At 42.0% G+C, this 17,866-nt stretch carries 18 protein-coding genes; 5 read left to right on the top strand and 13 right to left on the bottom strand.

What is annotated here, in order from left to right; all coding sequences use genetic code 11:
* The first annotated feature begins 400 nt into the window (after positions 1–400).
* The gene (locus tag SU86_RS05770; RefSeq protein WP_048188116.1) at positions 401–1,435 is read left to right on the top strand and encodes a GTP pyrophosphokinase; all 1,035 of its coding nucleotides are present in this window, start codon (positions 401–403) and stop codon (positions 1,433–1,435) included.
* Between the two features lie 63 nt (positions 1,436–1,498).
* Here SU86_RS05770 and SU86_RS05775 read toward each other — a convergent pair whose 3' ends face one another.
* The 9 genes from SU86_RS05775 to SU86_RS05815 form a co-directional block, all read right to left on the bottom strand.
* The gene (locus SU86_RS05775) at positions 1,499–2,092 is read right to left on the bottom strand and encodes an Ntn hydrolase family protein (RefSeq protein WP_236687667.1); all 594 of its coding nucleotides are present in this window, start codon (positions 2,090–2,092) and stop codon (positions 1,499–1,501) included.
* A gap of 51 nt (positions 2,093–2,143) precedes the next feature.
* Positions 2,144–3,487, bottom strand: a complete 1,344-nt coding sequence (locus SU86_RS05780) for a M20/M25/M40 family metallo-hydrolase (RefSeq protein WP_048188117.1) — start codon at positions 3,485–3,487, stop codon at positions 2,144–2,146.
* On the bottom strand, positions 3,484–4,350 hold the full coding sequence (locus SU86_RS05785; RefSeq protein WP_048188118.1) for an NAD(P)H-hydrate dehydratase: 867 nt from the start codon (positions 4,348–4,350) through the stop codon (positions 3,484–3,486). Before SU86_RS05785 ends, SU86_RS05780 begins: the two co-directional genes overlap by 4 nt.
* Positions 4,351–4,384: 34 nt before the next feature.
* A complete protein-coding gene (locus SU86_RS05790) occupies positions 4,385–4,900 on the bottom strand; it encodes a hypothetical protein (RefSeq protein ID WP_048188119.1) in 516 nt (171 codons plus the stop codon).
* 70 nt (positions 4,901–4,970) lie between these two features.
* Positions 4,971–5,795, bottom strand: coding sequence for a tRNA (adenine-N1)-methyltransferase (locus tag SU86_RS05795; RefSeq protein ID WP_048188121.1), 825 nt, complete (start codon positions 5,793–5,795; stop codon positions 4,971–4,973).
* 31 nt (positions 5,796–5,826) lie between these two features.
* On the bottom strand, positions 5,827–6,324 hold the full coding sequence (locus SU86_RS05800) for a response regulator (protein ID WP_048188124.1): 498 nt from the start codon (positions 6,322–6,324) through the stop codon (positions 5,827–5,829).
* Between the two features lie 32 nt (positions 6,325–6,356).
* Positions 6,357–6,737, bottom strand: coding sequence for a response regulator (locus tag SU86_RS05805; RefSeq protein WP_048189280.1), 381 nt, complete (start codon positions 6,735–6,737; stop codon positions 6,357–6,359).
* A 193-nt stretch (positions 6,738–6,930) separates the two neighbouring features.
* Positions 6,931–8,808 carry an arginine--tRNA ligase gene (locus SU86_RS05810; protein ID WP_048188126.1) on the bottom strand — a complete coding sequence of 626 codons (1,878 nt, stop codon included), beginning with the start codon at positions 8,806–8,808 and terminating at the stop codon, positions 6,931–6,933.
* Positions 8,809–8,810: 2 nt separating this feature from the next.
* Positions 8,811–9,506, bottom strand: a complete 696-nt coding sequence (locus tag SU86_RS05815) for a phosphoglycolate phosphatase (protein WP_048189282.1) — start codon at positions 9,504–9,506, stop codon at positions 8,811–8,813.
* An 80-nt stretch (positions 9,507–9,586) separates the two neighbouring features.
* On the opposite strand from SU86_RS05815, the gene SU86_RS05820 reads away from it, so the two are divergent.
* Both SU86_RS05820 and SU86_RS10105 read left to right on the top strand, forming a co-directional pair.
* On the top strand, positions 9,587–10,690 hold the full coding sequence (locus SU86_RS05820) for an OBG GTPase family GTP-binding protein (RefSeq protein WP_048188128.1): 1,104 nt from the start codon (positions 9,587–9,589) through the stop codon (positions 10,688–10,690).
* A 297-nt stretch (positions 10,691–10,987) separates the two neighbouring features.
* On the top strand, positions 10,988–11,116 hold the full coding sequence (locus SU86_RS10105; RefSeq protein ID WP_256363741.1) for a hypothetical protein: 129 nt from the start codon (positions 10,988–10,990) through the stop codon (positions 11,114–11,116).
* Positions 11,117–11,186: 70 nt separating this feature from the next.
* On the opposite strand, the gene SU86_RS05830 is transcribed toward SU86_RS10105, so the two are convergent.
* Entirely contained in the window at positions 11,187–11,471 is a 285-nt protein-coding gene (locus SU86_RS05830; RefSeq protein WP_048188130.1) for a hypothetical protein, read from the bottom strand.
* Positions 11,472–11,479: 8 nt separating this feature from the next.
* Positions 11,480–13,066, bottom strand: a complete 1,587-nt coding sequence (locus tag SU86_RS05835; protein ID WP_048188131.1) for a collagen-like protein — start codon at positions 13,064–13,066, stop codon at positions 11,480–11,482.
* A 110-nt stretch (positions 13,067–13,176) separates the two neighbouring features.
* Here SU86_RS05835 and SU86_RS05840 point away from each other — a divergent pair, with 110 nt between their 5' ends.
* A complete protein-coding gene (locus SU86_RS05840; RefSeq protein ID WP_048188133.1) occupies positions 13,177–14,283 on the top strand; it encodes a tetratricopeptide repeat protein in 1,107 nt (368 codons plus the stop codon).
* On the opposite strand, the gene SU86_RS05845 is transcribed toward SU86_RS05840, so the two are convergent.
* Together SU86_RS05845 and SU86_RS05850 are read right to left on the bottom strand one after the other, a co-directional pair.
* Entirely contained in the window at positions 14,284–15,081 is a 798-nt protein-coding gene (locus SU86_RS05845; RefSeq protein WP_048188139.1) for a sulfurtransferase, read from the bottom strand.
* Positions 15,069–16,700 carry a nitrite/sulfite reductase gene (locus SU86_RS05850; RefSeq protein WP_236687781.1) on the bottom strand — a complete coding sequence of 544 codons (1,632 nt, stop codon included), beginning with the start codon at positions 16,698–16,700 and terminating at the stop codon, positions 15,069–15,071. Before SU86_RS05850 ends, SU86_RS05845 begins: the two co-directional genes overlap by 13 nt.
* A gap of 343 nt (positions 16,701–17,043) precedes the next feature.
* On the opposite strand from SU86_RS05850, the gene SU86_RS05855 reads away from it, so the two are divergent.
* A complete protein-coding gene (locus SU86_RS05855; RefSeq protein WP_048188143.1) occupies positions 17,044–17,862 on the top strand; it encodes a sulfide-dependent adenosine diphosphate thiazole synthase in 819 nt (272 codons plus the stop codon).
* Positions 17,863–17,866 lie beyond the last annotated feature (4 nt).

Consider the following 17,866-nt stretch of genomic DNA (forward strand, 5'->3'; position numbering starts at 1 on the left):
GCTAAAAGCGACCTGGCATTCATCATAGTATAATGTGTATTATTGTATAAAAAAACTATTATCTAAAATTGTATGATCATATTGTAAAACGGACTCTTCGATTTAACGGAAAATGAAAACAGTCAGAATTAAGTAATCTTGGATCAAATGAAATCAAACATTTAGAGACATATGAAAAATAATCTACAAATTCAAGGTAAGAGAGGTACTATGATACGATCTTTCATATTGCAAGATTCAATTAGTGACGTTGGGAAGATCAGAGAATTTGAAAGAGGAGTCGTAATACAGACAGAAAAAGACCTACAACTCGGTACGATTGAACGAATGGCTTCTGACACTGAATGAATCCATGCCAACATCATTAAATCATTTCACTAAAATACAAATTTAGAGAAATTTGTCACAACCACCAATACATGATATAAATTGGTATAGAGAAAATAGATCTATTTATCAAGAACTTGCAGACAGGGTCGCAAAAATCTTGACTGAAATTTTAAATCTAAATAAAATAAACTACGCACTAATCCAATTCAGGGCAAAAAGTATAGAGAGCCTTCAAAACAAGACAAAAGATCCGAAATATGCATCTAGGACCTTGTTTGATTTAGCTGGAATTAGAGCAGTAGGTTATGTTAGAGACGATGTAGATAAGATCGTTAAAACTATAAAAGAAAATTTTGATGTTGACGATGCCAAATCTAAAGACAAATCATCTGAGTTACCACCAGATCGATTTGGTTACAGAGCAATTCACCTTATTTGTAAGATTCCTACGCAAAGATTGGCCTTGCCCGAATACAAAAAATTTAACAGTCTTTACTTCGAAATACAAATTAAAACAATTCTTGAACATGCATGGGCAGAAATTGAACATGATAGAAATTACAAGTACAAAGGACTTTCTGATGATATTAAACGAGATTTTTATCTAACAGCAGGACTGCTAGAAAATGCGGATAATCAGTTTGATCTGATCACAAAAAGAATTGATACAAACATTGATCGGATAACACAAAAAACAAAAGAAGGTAAATTTGCTGAAATCGAAATAGATCCTGCCACATTAAAACTACATCTAAGCCTGAAGTTTGCAGGATTAAAGAGTCTGAAACCATCTTATGGATTTGACGGAACAGGTAAGATCGAAGTTAATGAATTATCACAGATGGGCATTCAGAATTTATCACAACTTGAGAATATCATTTCGGCAGATTTCATGGCAATTTTTCTATTCCAATATGAGAAATATGACCGACAGACTATTCATAACCTAACTTCGATCGTCTTTGCGATTTTAATTATTCATTTTAGAGACAAATATCGTGAAGTCGCTGTAAAACTAAGAGATATGATTCCATCAACTTTCGATACTTATTTACTTGAATATGATTTCGCTGTAAATGAAATTAGGAAAAAAATTTCCAACTAATCATATCGTACAACATGCTGTGAAGCTAGAAGTTTTTTGTGCGTAAGAGGGGGTGTTCTATTTTTATAATTTTTCTGTAAACTCTTTTGCACCTTGCTTTGTTATAACAAGAACATCAATTCCATCACCAGAAAATGAATCCCTCATGGTTGCTGCCTTGACTGACTTTATTGCAAGATCAGTTGCGTCTTTTTCTGACATGTTTTCTTTGAATTGATGATCTAAAACACCCAGTGCCATTTCTGCACCGGTTCCAACTGCAGCATATTCATCAGGTAAAACAGAGCCCAATGGGTCCAAGGTATAGATTGTTGGCTTGCCAACCACACCACCCACAATAACCTGAGTCAAAAGTGGAAAGAATCTCCTCTCATACATCATGTTTGACATCATCTTTGCAATAGAATTCTGTGGTACATCGCGTTTTAGCTCCATTTTGCGGATTTTTGCCAGTGCCTTGATTTGTAAAACCAAAATCTGCATGTCTGCAACCAAGCCTGCAACGCTTGTGCCAACCTTATCGGTTAGTGTGAATGTCTTTTTTGTAGTCTTTGATACCAAGAAATTGCCATACGCGATTCTTTTTTCGCTTGCAAACACTACACCGCCATCAAATGTGATTCCGACCGCGGTTGCACCTGGCATGTACATTGACATGTTTTGCTTTGATTTAGATGCACTTTAAAGTCTTTTCTGGGTGATACAGGCTCAGAATTTATCCAGAATATGACACATACACTTTGTGGTTTTTTTGAGCAGATCGATTCTTGCAAATTCATTTGGCGAATGAATCCTAGCAAACATGTAAGTCGATCCAATGGAAATGCAGGGTGCCTTGAGCACACTTGCAAAGGAGTGCATCGGTCCGGTTCCGGCATTTGATACATTTACGATATAGCTGCCAAAGGAGGATTTTGCTGCTGCTTTGACATTTTCCACAAATGGGCTGACAGGATCAGTTCGAGATGCTGCCTCACCATGATACATCTTGATTTGAATGTCTGAAAAACCGTGTTTTTTTAGGTGTGATCTTAGTCGTGCCATCTGTTTTTTTGGGTCCATCTTTGGAACCAACCTGAAATCGATTTTGACCATTGCTGATGATGGCAATACGGTCTTTGCGCCTTGTAAGGTATAGCCAGAGATCATGCCAGCAATATTACATGTAGGATCACCTGCAAGTGCTTTTTTGACTCCAATTCCTTTTTTGTTATTTACAAATTCCGATATTCTGTATTCAGACTTGAATCCGGATTCATCAAATGGTTCCTTTGATAATAGTTCCAGATCAGATTTGCTAAATGGCGTTACTTCTTTGTACCAGTCTTTTATCAGAATCTTGCCAGAAGAATCCCGCAGTGTCTTTAGCGCATCAACTAGTCTCCATGCTGGGTTTTTGATTATCACTGCCAGACTAGAATGAGCATCGCGGATAGACTCCTTTGCAGTTAGCTCAACATATAGCAATCCCTTCATGCCAAGACCGATTATTGGCCTGTTTTTTGCATCAACATAGCCAAACTCCCAGATCACGCCATCGCATGCAAATTTTTTCTGGTATTTTTTCAGATATTGTTCAATGTGTGCGCTTCCAATCTCCTCTTCCCCTTCAATTACAAACTTTACATTACAGGGGACATCTCCTGTTTGCTGCAAGAATGCCTCCACTGCCTTTATTCTGGTGATTAGTTCTCCCTTGTCATCGGTAGAGCCCCTACCAAAGATCTTGTTGCCCTTTACTACACCACTAAACGGTGGATCATCCCACAGATCAAAAGGTTCTGCTGGCTGCACATCATAATGATTGTAAAACAGAATGGCCTTGTTTGGATTTTTCTTTGATTTTATCTCGCCATAGACTAGCGGGGCTACTCCCCTTAGCCTCAGAATCTCGGATTTTATTCCAGATTTTTTTAGCATATTTGCAACTAGTCTTGCGCATTGCTCAATTCCCTCGTTTTTTGCAGAAACACTTGGCTGTCTGATCAGTGTTTGAAGATCTGAGACAAGGCTTGGCATGGTGTGATCTATGTGTTGCAGTATTTTTTTCATTTAATCACTTTATCAAATGGCTTCATAGCAGATGAAATGTTATCAATCAGATCAGTTGCCACAATATGAAAGCCGTGATTTCTTTGTGCTAGTTTTCCTGCCATGCCATTGACATATGATGCCGCGGTTGCTGATTCTATTGCGTTTCTGTTTTTTGATAACAATCCAGCCACCAAACCAGACAAAACATCGCCGGTTCCGCCAACAGTCATTGATGCAAGATTCTTTGGGTTGATGTAGGTTTGATTGCCATTTGATATCACATCTGTGGCACCCTTGAGAAGTATGGTGGTTTGATGTTCCTTGGCAAATCTTTCCACCAGTGTAATTCTCTCTTTGATTTTGTTTGATGGCAAGACCCCAAACAGTCTTTGAAATTCGCCTGCATGTGGTGTTAACACCACGTTTTTGCCGGAAATAATCGGTAAAATAGCGCCAATCAATGCGCTTGCATCAAGTGATAATCTGACATCTTGGTCAAGCAATGACTTTACCAGGTTTTTGAGGCCTTCTTCATCTGCAATAGCAAGTCCCATTCCTATTGTTGCAGAATCCAGTCCGGACTGGACCTGACCTAACAGCTTGTTTGCAGAGCCACGTGTAAGCTTGGCATCAACCATTGGTATGACTATCAAATTAGGAGAAATTGCACGAGTGGCAGATGCGTTGATCTTTGGAACTGCCGTATACACCAGATCAGTTCCCACCCGCAATGCGGCAAGTGATGCCAAGACTGGTGCTCCATGATACATGTAGCTTCCGCCAACAACTAGGACCTTGCCGTTTTGTCCCTTGCGAGAGTCTTGTTTTCTGCCTAGGATGAATTTTCTTACTAGAATGGGAGTTAGTTTTTGGGCCACTATACCACTAGATGTGATTTGGATAAATTTTCTTCGATTACTGCGAGGCTTGCTTTGATTCGTCTTGTATCATTTGGCGGATAGTATCAAGTACTTCTTTAGACTTTTTCTCTACTTGTTGTGCAAGCCAGTCTCGTTCCAGTCGTAGTTGTTCCTCTGAGCTTTGCAGTTTTAGTAGGGTTTCCTGTAGTTTTTTGTTTAGCTCATCAGATCTTGCCTTTTCTTCTGATATTGTCTTGTTTGCTTTTTCTAGTTGAATGATCTTTGAGTTTAGCTCAGAGTTTAGTCTTTGTAGTACGGATTCCTTCCACTTGTCCTCTTGCTCGATTTTTTCAAATTCCCGAATCCTATCATTGAGTAAACATGACAAATCTTCCAGCATCTTTTCTCTTTGGATTGATTTCATTTTTCTAATATCGTCCGCAAAGCCAAGTTTTTCAATGTCTTGTTTTGTTACATGGTTCTCTGGATGTAGTACGCCAAGATTTTCCATGTTCTTGCGTGCCTCATCTAGGTGTAGTTTTTTTTCGGACTTTTTGTGCTGGGATAGCAATTCGGAACACTATATCCAAATCTAAAAAAGACTATTAGATCGTGTTTGTGCGCTTAGAGCGAACAGCGCACTAGTCAGATTCTGGCTTTTCCTCAGGAGTTTCTTTTTTGGACTTTCTATCATAGAAGGCCTTTCTTGCAAAGGCAACGTATGTCGTGTGGCCAATACCATAGAAAGAGTGTCTTGTCTTGCCCTCCCGAGCTTCTATTGTTCTTAGAATGTGCTCAGAGCACTCGATATCGGTAAACTCGTTCTCAACTAGAGCAGTTGTGAGCTTTTCAAGCTGGTTCATGGTAGGACAGATTGCAATAAACGCGCCAGACCCCTTGAGCATCTTTCTTACCTGAGGGACTACTGTCCACGGATCACCCAAATCCACTACTGCCATGTCCATCTCAGATAATGGCATTTTTTTTGCCACTTTGAGGTCCATTTCGTGCATTGTAATGTACTTTAGCATACCGGCGCGCGTGATGTTCTTTTTTGCAATTGCCATAAAGTCAGGTGCCACATCAAATGTGTAGACGTGTCCCCGTGGCTTTACAATACTGGCAAGAAATGTAGTCAGAGCACCGCTTCCGGTTCCGATTTCGACTATTTTCTGTCCTGACTGGACTCCAGCGCGTGCTGCAATGTATCCCAAGTCCTTTGGATAGACAATCTGCGTTCCATGTTGGCTCCTCATTACAAAGTCATGGACAGTGGGCTCCAAAAGATAGACATACTTGTCCTTGTTAGTGCGCAACCTAGAGCCATACTCCTTTCCTATGGCGTCCTTGTGTTTTATCACACCAACATGAGTGTGTAGTGATTGCTTTCTGTCTATTTTGTTTAGCCATTTTTTAGAGTCATTATAGAAAAACAGAACGTAAGAATTGTTTTTTATCTTCATGATCTGGCACTTGGGAAATCGAATAATAAGCTATCTAGAAGGTCTTTGCCTTTTGGATCTTGCGCAGTGCCTCAAGATAGTCACGAATTTGCGCATGAGTTGGATTGAGGTCCATCAAGTTTTGCACGTTTACGTTTAGCTTGGCCAACTCTTCATAGATGTTTTTGTCCTCGATGGTGTCAACCAATGCTTGCAGTGAGAACGGTTTTTGCAGCAACTCTACTATCTGCTTTAGATTTTTGATTGAATCAACCAATGTTTCCTGCACATATGCTGATGCAAAAATAATTCTCTGTGATGGATTTAGGCCCAAGATTTCTTTTGCCGTTTGCAGTCCGTTTAATTTTGGCATTGAGTAATCCAATACAACAGCATCAAACGGATTTTCATGATTTTGTGTCATGGCTTTGGAATATTCCAAAACGCAGGACTCACCATCAAGTGTTGTTATGATTTGGTGATCACGGTCTTCAAGAATAGTCCTATATTGTGAAAGCAAGTCAGGCTCATCGTCTGCAATTAGTATTTTCATAGCATATCATCAAAATCCGACAAATATAGCATTTATTGCGTTACTGTGAGGGTTTGCTTGTAGACTTTGTGGATTGTATCAATTACGCTATCGATTTCATATGGCTTGTAGATTACTGCCGATGCGTTAAGGTCCTTTAGCTTTTTCTCTGTATCAAAGGTAAGGTCTGCAGTCACCATGATTATTTTGGCATCTGGATTGATGTTTTTGATATTTTCCAGTCCGAAAAACCCATCATATTCTGGCATCATCACATCAAGCAGTGCAATATCGGGGCGGTATTTTTCATACAACTCTACAGCAGTCTTGCCATTATAGCCACGACCCACAACTGTGATGTCCTTGATTTCCAAATATTCGCAAAATACCTCTACTGTATCTACGTCGTCATCAATCACTATTACTTTGACCATTTTTACCACCTAATTCCCAGCACTTTTGGTGATACCATTTTTTGTCATACAGTACTGCGCCTTCGGCTATTTCCACTGTATTTCGGCAGACCGTACATTTGCTGTCTAGATGATTATCACATACTTGTGCCATACGAATAATGATTTTTGTGGTGATTCGATATTATTCCCTAGTTTGTTCAAAACAAACGAACTACATCCTAGATGGGGTGCCTATACCAACTAGTGCCAATGCTTTTTGTAGACAGGACTGGAATGCATATACAAGACAGATTCTTGCATTGAGCAAGTCTGACGTAGCATCCAAAACCCGGACATGTTCATAAAACGCATTAAACGATACCGCCAGTGAATAGCAATATTTTGCAATTACTTTGGGGGACAGATTATTTGCAGCATCCTGCACTGCCAAGTCTAGTCTGCCAATTGCCTTGACCAGATTAAACTCGTGCTGATCGGTTAGCAGATCATATCTGGCATCAAAATTCGGAGTCGTGTTTGATTTTTCTATTATTCTGCTTGCCCTAGCATATGCATATTGGATGTATGGTGCAGTATCGCCCTCAAGGCTGAGAGATTTTGTGGTATCAAATGTTATTATTTTGTCCAAGTCTTGCTTTATCATCTCATACCGTAGGGTGGCAACGGCCACATTTTGCGCAATTTGATGCAAGACTTGTTCAGATAGTTCGGGATTGCGCTTTTTTGTCTCATCCAAGGTTTTCTGCTCCAATGTGTCCAGTATCTTGTCTGCGTTTACGTATAGGCCCTTTCTGCCAGACATTTGCGCGGATTTTCCGCCAGTTTCCAGTCCTAGCGAATTTGCAGTATCAGAGGATAACGTTACAGACTCGTAGCTGAGGTGAATGTATTCTTTTTTGCCTGCTTCAAACTTTTGCATCAGGGTTGTGATTATGTTTTGGAGTCGGGCTTGTCGTGAATCAATCACTGTAATGACTCGATCTGAGGAATAGTTGCGCTTGGGGGAATTGTTTGGCTCCAGTGTTGTTTGGTGCAAAACTTTGTTGTTTGGCTGCATGGCATATTCTTTGTAGTAGAATGGATCATCGACCAAACCTAACTTCCATGTTGCATATGGAATATCTTTTGCAATATAGGTAGCAGTCCCATTGCTTCTAACCAAGACCTTGTCCTCTTCACCATCTGCAATTATGACCCAGCAGTCCTTGTTTTTCCCATCTGACTCGAACTTTATCAGATTCATCTGCTTTAGTTTATCAAAGATTTGCGGCCACAACTTTGAGCGAACAATTTCGGACTCGAAATTCAGACAGTCATACGATGCACCCAGTCTCCAACACGTCTTTAGCTGCTCAGACAAAACCCTCGTAGTAATTTTTGATGCAAATTTGGCAGTCTCGGAATTTCCTTCTTCTATTTCTTTTAGTATTTTGTTTCTAATCTCTTGGAGTTCTGGTGAGCTTTGATATTTTTCGGTAGTCTTGACATAGACTTCGTCTCCGCAATAATGATCAAATTTCTGTCCCACTGGTGGCTCTTGCGAGAATCCAAGATGAGTAAAGCCAAGCAAAATGTCTGCCACCTGCAAGCCAGAGTCATCGATGTAGTTTAAGGTCTGAACAAAATAGCCTGCCTTGCGCAGTATCCTAACCATCGAGTCGCCAACCACCACGTTTCTGACATGGCCGATGTGCAGTGCCTTGTTCGGATTAACACTTGTATGCTCTAGTGTTATTTTTGAGCCATCACCAACATTGATAGAGCCATAATCATCTTGTTGGGATTGTCTGATTACAATTTCTGCCAGCTTGCCAGAGTCTGCGTAAAAATTCACATAGCCTGATGGATGCGCCTCGACTCTGAAGACCAGTCCGCCGAGAAATTTTTCATACGATGATGTGATTATTTGCGCTATCTCGTTTGGTCTTTTCTTTAGCGATTTTGCTGCCAAAAACGCAACATTGCACGAGACATCCCCAAAGCCCTCCTTTGCAGGCTCTAGTGAAAATGCAAGATCAGAGATCTTTTGCTCTTGTAATATTACAAGCAGATTCTTTTTGATTTCATCTAGTAAAACTCTAAAGCTCATACCTATAGTTCCGATAAGGTTGGGGCTAATTTGTCTAGTGCCTCAATTACGCCATCGCCGGCATGAGCTGAAACCACCATGCTTGCGTGTGATTTTACATCATCAAATGCATTGCCCACTGCAATGCTGTATTTTGCCAGCTTGAATAGCGGAACATCTGTTTCACTGTCCCCAATCGCAATTACATCCTCTGGTTTGATGTCCATCTTTTTCATTACCTCTTTGAATCCAGTTGTCTTGTCTATGCCAGCAGAGTTTATGTGGATTGCATATTGGCTGTCTGCCAACACAACATCAAGTGATGTGCTTTGGATTATTTTTTGTGCGTCCGATATGTCAAATGTTCTCTCCAAAACAACCTCAGTCATTCGTGGAAAGACTGGCTTTTCTGTGACATTTTGGATTTTTGTGCGAATTATTCCCAGTGCTTCTACACATTGTTGCTTGTTGCCAAGCAAGGTGTGATCATTGGACCCATATGTGATGCATCCGCCGTTTTCCCCAACACCTATTGTATCCAGTCCGCCAAAAACCCCAAGCAGGTAAGCTTCAATTGATGATCTTCCAGAAACCAAAATCACATTGTGTCCCAATCTTTTCATGTGACGCAAAGAATTGAGTGCGCCCAAATGGATTCTTCCTCCACCATTTTCTGTTATGGTGCCATCAATGTCAACGGCAAAGGTCTTGCGCCTCATGTGGTGGTTTGAGACAAAGCCTAGATAATAATCAATCAAAAGATTTTATTGACAAACCAGACTCTCTTAATTGAAACCAAATGGGAATTCCTGAAAAAATTAAAGCTATTCAAGATCAGATACATTCAACTCAGCTGAACAAGGCAACAGAGCACCACGTCGGTTTACTCAAAGCAAAGATTGCCAAGCTAAAGCGAGAGCAGGAAACCAATCAGGCAAAAAAATCCGGCATCAGCTCCGATGGATTTGATGTAAAAAGATCAGGCGATGCAACCGTTGTGTTTATTGGATTACCCAGTGTTGGAAAATCAACCCTACTTAACAAGCTGACAGGCTCCAAGTCCGCCGTTGCAGCATATCAATTCACAACACTAACGGTAGTGCCTGGCATGTTGGAGTATAGAGGAGCTAGGATCCAAGTCTTGGACTTGCCTGGAATCATCGAAGGTGCATCAAGAGGAAAAGGCCTTGGGAAAAGAATTCTCTCGGTTGCAAGAAGCGCAGACTTGGTAATCTTGGTTTTGGATGTTTTTCAACCATACCATGAAAATGTGCTAAGAACAGAGCTTGGCAATATCGGCATAAGACTGGACCAAAAACCCCCAAACATAGTAGTAGAAAAGGCGGCAATTGGAGGCGTGGCAGTAGCCCAGCAGGTAAAGCTAACCTCAATGTCTGAAAAACTGGTGCGTGAAATACTAAACGTGTATGGCATTACCAGCGCCAGGGTAGTAATACGCGAAGATATTACCTCAGAGCAGCTAGTGGATCATCTAACAGGTGATAAAAGCTATGCAGAATCGCTTACCATCCTAAACAAGATAGATCTGGTAGATCCAAAGTTTGTCAAAGAGGTAAAGACCAAGGTAAAATCCGAGGTCATACCAATATCTGCAGACTCGGGACTCAACATAGAGATGGTTAAGGAAAAAATCTACGAAAAACTTGACTTTATTCGATTATACATGAGACCAAAAGGCGGCGAGACAGATTTCAAAGAACCATTAATCATTAGACGAAACTCTACAATTGAAGATGTCTGCAACAAATTGCATCGAAGCTTGAAAAAAGAATTTCGCTATGGCTTGGTTTGGGGAAAGAGTGTCAAGTTTGGCGGACAACGAGTTGGATTACAGCATGTTCTACAAGATGAAGATGTGTTGACAATTATCAAGACAAGATAGATCACATGGATCAAGAAACAGAAAACCGTTGGTGCAAATATTGTATGAGTAAAACAAAACAAGAGATTGTTTTCATTGCAATTAATGCAACTTACAAGCGCAGAAGACAATACAAATGCACAATTTGCAATCACACAAGTTGGTTGCAAGGAAAAAGACCGTCAGCTGAAAGTGTTTATTGAAATTTTTGCGATCAGAAATTTTTTTGCAATAAAAAAATCGTGTACAATATGTAATCAGTTGGTGTAATTTTGTTTAGTATTACTATAGAAAAACAAGCAATCAGCACTTTTTGTAATGGCTACTAAACGTAAAGCAGCAGCTAAACGTAAAGCACCAAAGCGAAAGGCAGCTTCAAAGAAGAAGGCAGCTCCAAAACGCAAGGCAGCTAAGCGAAAGGCTCCAGCAAAAAAGCGACGACGATAAGAAATCGCACCGCGTCAATCTAATGATTGACGCAAATTTACTTTTTCTAGATTAATTTCTAAACTAAATTTTAACTGAACATTTGACTTGGTGGTGGCGGTGATTGTTTATCTTTGAGACTTTTCTCAACTGAAAACTTTCTATCATTTGGTATGATAGATATCTTGACGGATGTATTGATTGCATAATGTGGGGTACCGTCTGGATTTCTATGATTGGTTGCAATGCCAACTCTATCCAGATCAACTTTTACCTTGACTAGTGCACCATCTTCCAGCTTGAATGCAACAAAGTCTCCGCCGACTCGCTCATAGTCAAGCATTTTAAAATCAATTTTATTTTTGGATTCGCTCATTTTTCACTCTAGTATAGGTAGCTCATCAGTTTTATCTGCTCTTCAGTAGAGATGATGTTTTTTGCAGTGAGAACCTCAAGTAGTTCCTTGAAGAGTGCCTTTTGCTCATCAGACATGCCAGCTGCCCCCGGTGGACCTGGTGGACCTGGTGGACCCCTCGGACCCTTATCACCCGATGGACCCTGCGGACCTAGCGTTCCCTTATCACCCGAGGGACCCTTAGGACCTGCAGGACCACGCTCGCCTTGCGGGCCTTGGATTCCTTGAGGGCCTTGCGGGCCTTTCTCTCCGGGCAGTCCTTGTGGTCCTGGCTCGCCTTGCGGTCCTTGTGGACCAGATGGTCCTTTATCGCCAGGTGTGCCAGTAGGTCCTGTTAGTCCCTTTTCTCCAGCAGGGCCTTGAGGACCACGCGGACCACGCTCGCCTTGCGGGCCTGGAACCCCAGTTAATCCTTTTTCACCTGCTGGGCCTTGCGGACCTTGAGGACCTTTATCACCAATATCGCCTTGTGGTCCCTTTGGACCTTTATCACCCGGTGCTCCCGGTGGGCCTAGTGGACCATTATCACCTGCAGGGCCCTGTGGTCCTCTTGGACCGCGCTCTCCGATCGGTCCTTGAATCCCTTTGTCGCCAGGTGGTCCGTTGGGGCCAGTAGGGCCCTTGTCACCAACAGGACCGGGCGGTCCGATTACTCCTTTATCACCAATAATTCCTTGAATGCCAGTTGGTCCTTTCTCACCTTGCTGGCCTGGCGGACCAGTGACTCCTTTGTCGCCAGATTGTCCGATTGGGCCCTTGTCACCTTTATCACCAGGCGGTCCTGGTGGGCCCTTGTCGCCCTTGTCTCCTTTATCGCCAGTTAATCCTTTGTCACCCTTGTCACCTTTATCGCCAGGTGGGCCCTTGTCGCCTTTGTCTCCTTTATCGCCAGTTAATCCTTTGTCGCCTTTTTCTCCCTTGTCACCAGACGGGCCGATTGGGCCTCGGTCACCTTTATCACCAGATGGTCCGGTTGGGCCTTTCTCTCCTTGTTCTCCTTGTTGTCCCATAGGACCCATTGGTCCTTTGTCGCCAGCAAATCCTTGTGGACCTACTGGTCCGGTTGGGCCTCGCTCACCTTGTGGTCCCATTGGACCAGATGGGCCTCGCTCACCTTGTGGTCCCGGTGCACCTCTGGTTCCGCGCTCCACTCTGGATGGTTTATCATCAGGAATTGAAACTTCTGGTTCGCGTCTTCGCTTTGGTGTGGGTTCTGGCGCATAGGTTGGTTCTGGTGCGGCTTCGGATGGCGCGCTGATTTGAACCTCAAATATTGTGTGTAATGATGAGAATTGATCGGCAACTATAATCCAAACAGAGGACAATCTAAAAGATGAATCAGGAATAGGATTTGTTTCGCTGCCAAGTGTTTGCGTGAACTTGGCATCCTTTACGTGTAAATGGAAATGGTCCTGCCAGATTGTGGAGAAGCGCTTTGAGACAATGTCTTCGGTGGATGGTCTTGAATCACAGATTGAGATTTGGACCTCATAGACACCAGACTGCTTGAATGGTGCAGATCCGGAGACCTCGATTCGCTTGACCTCGCTAGACATCAAACAGGTTGTAATCTGCAAGTATTTTTGTATTTTCTATGTTTTGTCTAGTTTTTTGCCTGCAAATGATCAGGATGGTATTTATGCGCAGTAAATCCAAAAATGGCTAAATGAAAAAGAATTTGGAGGACGCCGAAGAGAAAAACCTGCCAAAGCCAGTTGACGACAAGGAGACAAGCCTAGTAAAGGCAGACTATCAACAAACAAAGCTATTCAAAAAAGGCATTCACTTGATGGCAGATGAGCGTCTTGAGGACGCAGTAAAGGTATTTGATCAAATTATACGAATTGAACCAAACAATACAGATGCTCTTCTAAAACTTGGATATTCCAAGTTTCACCTAGATGATTATGCAGGTGCTCTCAAGGCATATGATCGAATCTTAGAAATCGATGTTGCAAATTCAGAGGCTTGGAATCTCAAAAGCTTGGTTCACTATCAGCAAAAAAATTATGCAAAAGCCTTGGATTCGGTAGAAAAATCGATCGAGTCAGACCCCACATTTGGAATGGCGTGGTACAACAAGGCATGTTATCTTTCAATGTTAAACGAGGTTCCAGACTCTATAGAATCACTAAAGCGCTCAATTGAGATTGATGTCAAAAACGCAAAACGTGCAGTTCGAGACAAGGACTTTGCAAATGTCAAAATCGAGGAAAGCTTTAGAAGAATTGTAGAGCTTGTTGTGTTCGAATCCATAAGACAAGGCTATCACACAATTGGCGCAATTGTATGGACTACATTTATCAGTAAAATCGAAGTCGAAGACTCGCTCAAAAAACTTCTCGAAAAGGGCTTGATAGTCAAAAACGAAAAGCGACAGGGACTAAACAAAATCGATACCTACGATATAGAGCCAGAGCTTGCAGACAAGGTAGGTGTTGAAAAGAAAAGCCTCATTGGCACTACCAAAAAGCTGCCAAGCGCAATCAAATCCCTCAAGGGAATTAGCGATGCAATCCAGGTTACCAAAATTGCAATCGAAGAAGAAGACATTGAGAAAATAATCAAGAGTTTTGACTCTTTCATTGACACTGACAAATTAGGTGGAATGATGATAGATCAGTTCCTAGAGGAGCACAGAGAGGTAAGGCTACTCAAAGTCAGACTGGAAGATAAAGGACTTGACTATCTCAAAGAAAACAAGGAAAAGATTCTCACACTATTTGACAATCTGGAAGCAATAATTACCAAAAAGCTTCGCGGCCAAGTATAGTTATTCTGCAGACAAGTCCCAATAGTTTGCATTTTCCTGCTTTACTATTGGCTTGTTTAGGCCCTTCCATTCCTTGAATGATCTGACGTATAGTTTGACATTTGGATAGTCAGCTGATTTTAGCGCATAATATGCAAGACCAGAAAGTGTTCCAACACTTCCACAGTATGTGATGATTTCAGAATCTTCGTTGATGTTTCTATTTTTGAGCAAGCGCTTGAGGTCATCCTTTTTTCTCAGGATTCTGTCCTCTGATGCCAAGGTTCGGTATGGAATGTTGATTGCACCAGGAATGTGTTGCTCCAAATAGTTTAGGCGCTCGCGATTATCAATCACTATGACATTTTTTCCTTCTTTTGCCGTTTCTAGATAGTCGGCAGTTGCCATTATCTCTGGATGCAAATTAACGGAGTGAGTCTTTGGAGATACGGTTGTCTCTGCAGAGTCTGTTTCCAATCCAAGTTCTTTCCATTGTGAATATGTCGTGTCTAATAGTGAGACATCAGAGTGGCCCAAATACTGCAAGGTCCAGGCTACGCGCGATGCCAGAGCGCCAAACGTATCATCATAAATGACAACGGGGGTTTGATCATCGATTCCAAGGTTTTGTGCAATCTTTAGCACCTTTTCTGGCGAATCATCGGCAAGTAATTCTGCTAGGGGTAAATTGACAGACTTTGGGATGTGATCTTTTTTGTAGTCTTCTGCACGCCTTACATCGATTACTCGTACGCTGTTATCACGGAGCTGTCCTCGCAGACTATCAGAGTCTATTGTGGATTTACTCAAGCTGCGCATTCTCCCTTGCCAGTTCTTGCGTGATAGTGAGAGTCGCTTCCATAGTCTGCATAAAAGTCCTTGTCTGCTTCAATTGATGGTGCCTCTGTAAACGGCAAGAGAATTTTTTTAATATCATCAAGTGACTTTACTGCCGAGTCTGCATGGCCAGTGACTACTTTGTGAATCCAAGACTTGAAGTCATCTCCTTGTTTTTTGTTTGCCTTGAATATCTCGATTAGTTTTAGTGTTGCCGGGATTACTCGCTTTGCTGGAATTCTAAGTAAGGTCAATCCAAGCATTGTATCGCCATCGGATCGTCCTCCAAGCGACATTTGGTATATCGGGTACATGTCTTTGCCTGCGCGTCCTCCACCTCCAAAGAATCCCAGTGTTGCAATTTCATGCTGTCCACAAGAGTTGGGACATCCGCTGATCTTAATTGATGCCTCTCGGAGGTCTTCGTCCTCGTCTAGCTTTAGCTCAATGAACTTTCTTTGGATTTCCTTTGCCAATCGGTGTGAGTTTGTTAGTGCCAAATTACACGATGTAGTGCCAGAGCATCCAATTGGGTGCACCATTGTAAGTGAGCCAGGGTTTGCAAGGCCTATTTCCAATAATTTAGAATATAGTCGCGGCAAATCAGATTCCGCAACCCATCTCAGATAGATGTCTTGCACGAATCCGGTTCGCGCATAGCCTTCTGCTGAGAACTCGCGCGAAATATCTGCAATTGCTCGAAGCTGACTTGCAGTGACGTCTCCAGCCTCCAGTGTTATTGATACAGAATAGTAACCGGCTTGTTTTTGTGCAAATGTGTTGCCCTTACGCCACCTTGAGAATCCATCTGGGATTGACTTGCCATCAAATCCCGAAATTCTCACATGTGGTTCTATTTTTTGTGGGTTTTGATCAATTGATAACTTTACTATAGCAGACTGGGTCATTCGGACTAGCGCTCTTTCCTTTAGAACCAAATTCTGGAATTTCTCCCATCCCATCTCATCCACCAAATATCGCATTCGGTTACGCGCCATGTTCTTTCTATCACCTAATCTATCAAAGATTCTAATTGTTGCAATCGATGTGTACAACAAGTCTTCTTCCGGAGTCCAGTCTTCCAGCTGGTGTCCAACAAACGACTTGTTGCCAAGGCCTCCACCCAAAAACACCTTGAAGCCTCTTTGCTCTTTGCCGTTTATGATTTTGATTTGTGGAATCAATCCTACATCGACCATTCTTGCCATTCCGTGCTTTTCACAGCATGTGAAATTGAACTTGAATTTTCTTGGTAGTGATTGGTTTAGTGGATTTCTTAGGAAAAACTTGGCAGTGGCAATCGCATATGGGGTTACATCAAACTCTTCTGCATTACATACTCCGGCAAGTGGGCTGCACATTACGTTTCTGACTGCATTTCCACATGCTTCTCTGGATGTTAATCCAACTTCGGCCAAGTTTCGCATTATCTCAGAGACATCTTCCAGTATGACCCAGTGCAATTGCACATTTTGTCTAGTGGAAACGTGTGCACTTCCAATGGAATACTGCTCAGATAATGTGGCCAGTCGTTCTAATTGGTGCGGATAGACCTCACCTGCTGGAAGCTTTACTCGCACCATTGCATAATCATCAGTCATTCGAGTGCCATATGCGCCATGCTGTAGTCTGAATCGTCGGAACAAGTCAGCGTCTAGCTTGCCTTGTCGGAATTGCTTGACGGTATTTGCAAAGTGATCAGCCTCCTCTATTCGTGCCCAGTTTACCTTGGGCTTGCGGCCTTCCTTTGGCTTGTGTATTGTGGTACTCAAATTCAACTAACTTCCCTCAAAATTGGATATAAATTTTTGATAAAAATTGGAATTTACCGACATAACAAAAATGCCGGTAATATTTTCCGGCTTGCATTAGTGTTACCTAATGTGAAAAGTTTGCGCATAATTGACAATAAACTATTAATGTCATTTAATTTGGGCTAAATTCGTGCAAAGCGCTCAAACAAAAGAAAAGACAAAAATTTTTGCAGATGTAAATGAGGCAAGAATCACAGCAGCAATTGCGGATGAGTTCTTTGCAGTCTTTAAAGAAAGAATAACATCGGATGTCATAATTATTGGCGCAGGTCCTGCAGGGCTTACCGCAGGCAGAGAATTATCATTAATGGGCTACAAGGTCCTAATCATAGAGCAAAACAACTACCTTGGTGGCGGCTATTGGCTTGGCGGTTACATGATGAACCCAGTCACAGTTCGAGCACCAGCACAAAAGATCTGGGATGAGCTTGGCATTCCATACAAGCAGGCAGGAGATGGGCTATACATCACTGCAGGACCACACGCTGTATCCAAATTAATTGCAGCAACATGTGATGCTGGCGTGAAATTTTTGAATCTGACTAAATTTGATGATCTAATTTTGAAGTATGGTCGTGTATCAGGTTTGGTGGTAAACTGGATGCCAGTATCTGCCCTACCTAGAAACATCACATGTGTAGACCCAGTAGCACTGGAAGCAAAAATGGTAATTGATGCATCAGGTCATGACTCTGTTGCAGTAAAAAGACTGGTGGACAGAAAACTTGTAGAATGGAAGGGAATGAATCCAATGTGGGTAGAGGAAGGCGAAGACAAGGTAGTCGAGGCCACAGGTGAGGTCTATCCAGGGCTTGTGATTGCAGGTATGTCCGTTACCGAGACACATGGCTTGCCAAGAATGGGTCCAACTTTTGGCTCTATGCTATTTTCAGGAAAGAGAGCAGCAGAAATCACCGCCCAAAAGTTAAAAGAATTAAACCGAACTTAATCGT

The sequence above is a fragment of the Candidatus Nitrosotenuis cloacae genome (genome assembly GCF_000955905.1).
In the GTDB taxonomy this organism is placed as follows: Archaea; Thermoproteota; Nitrososphaeria; order Nitrososphaerales; family Nitrosopumilaceae; genus Nitrosotenuis; species Nitrosotenuis cloacae.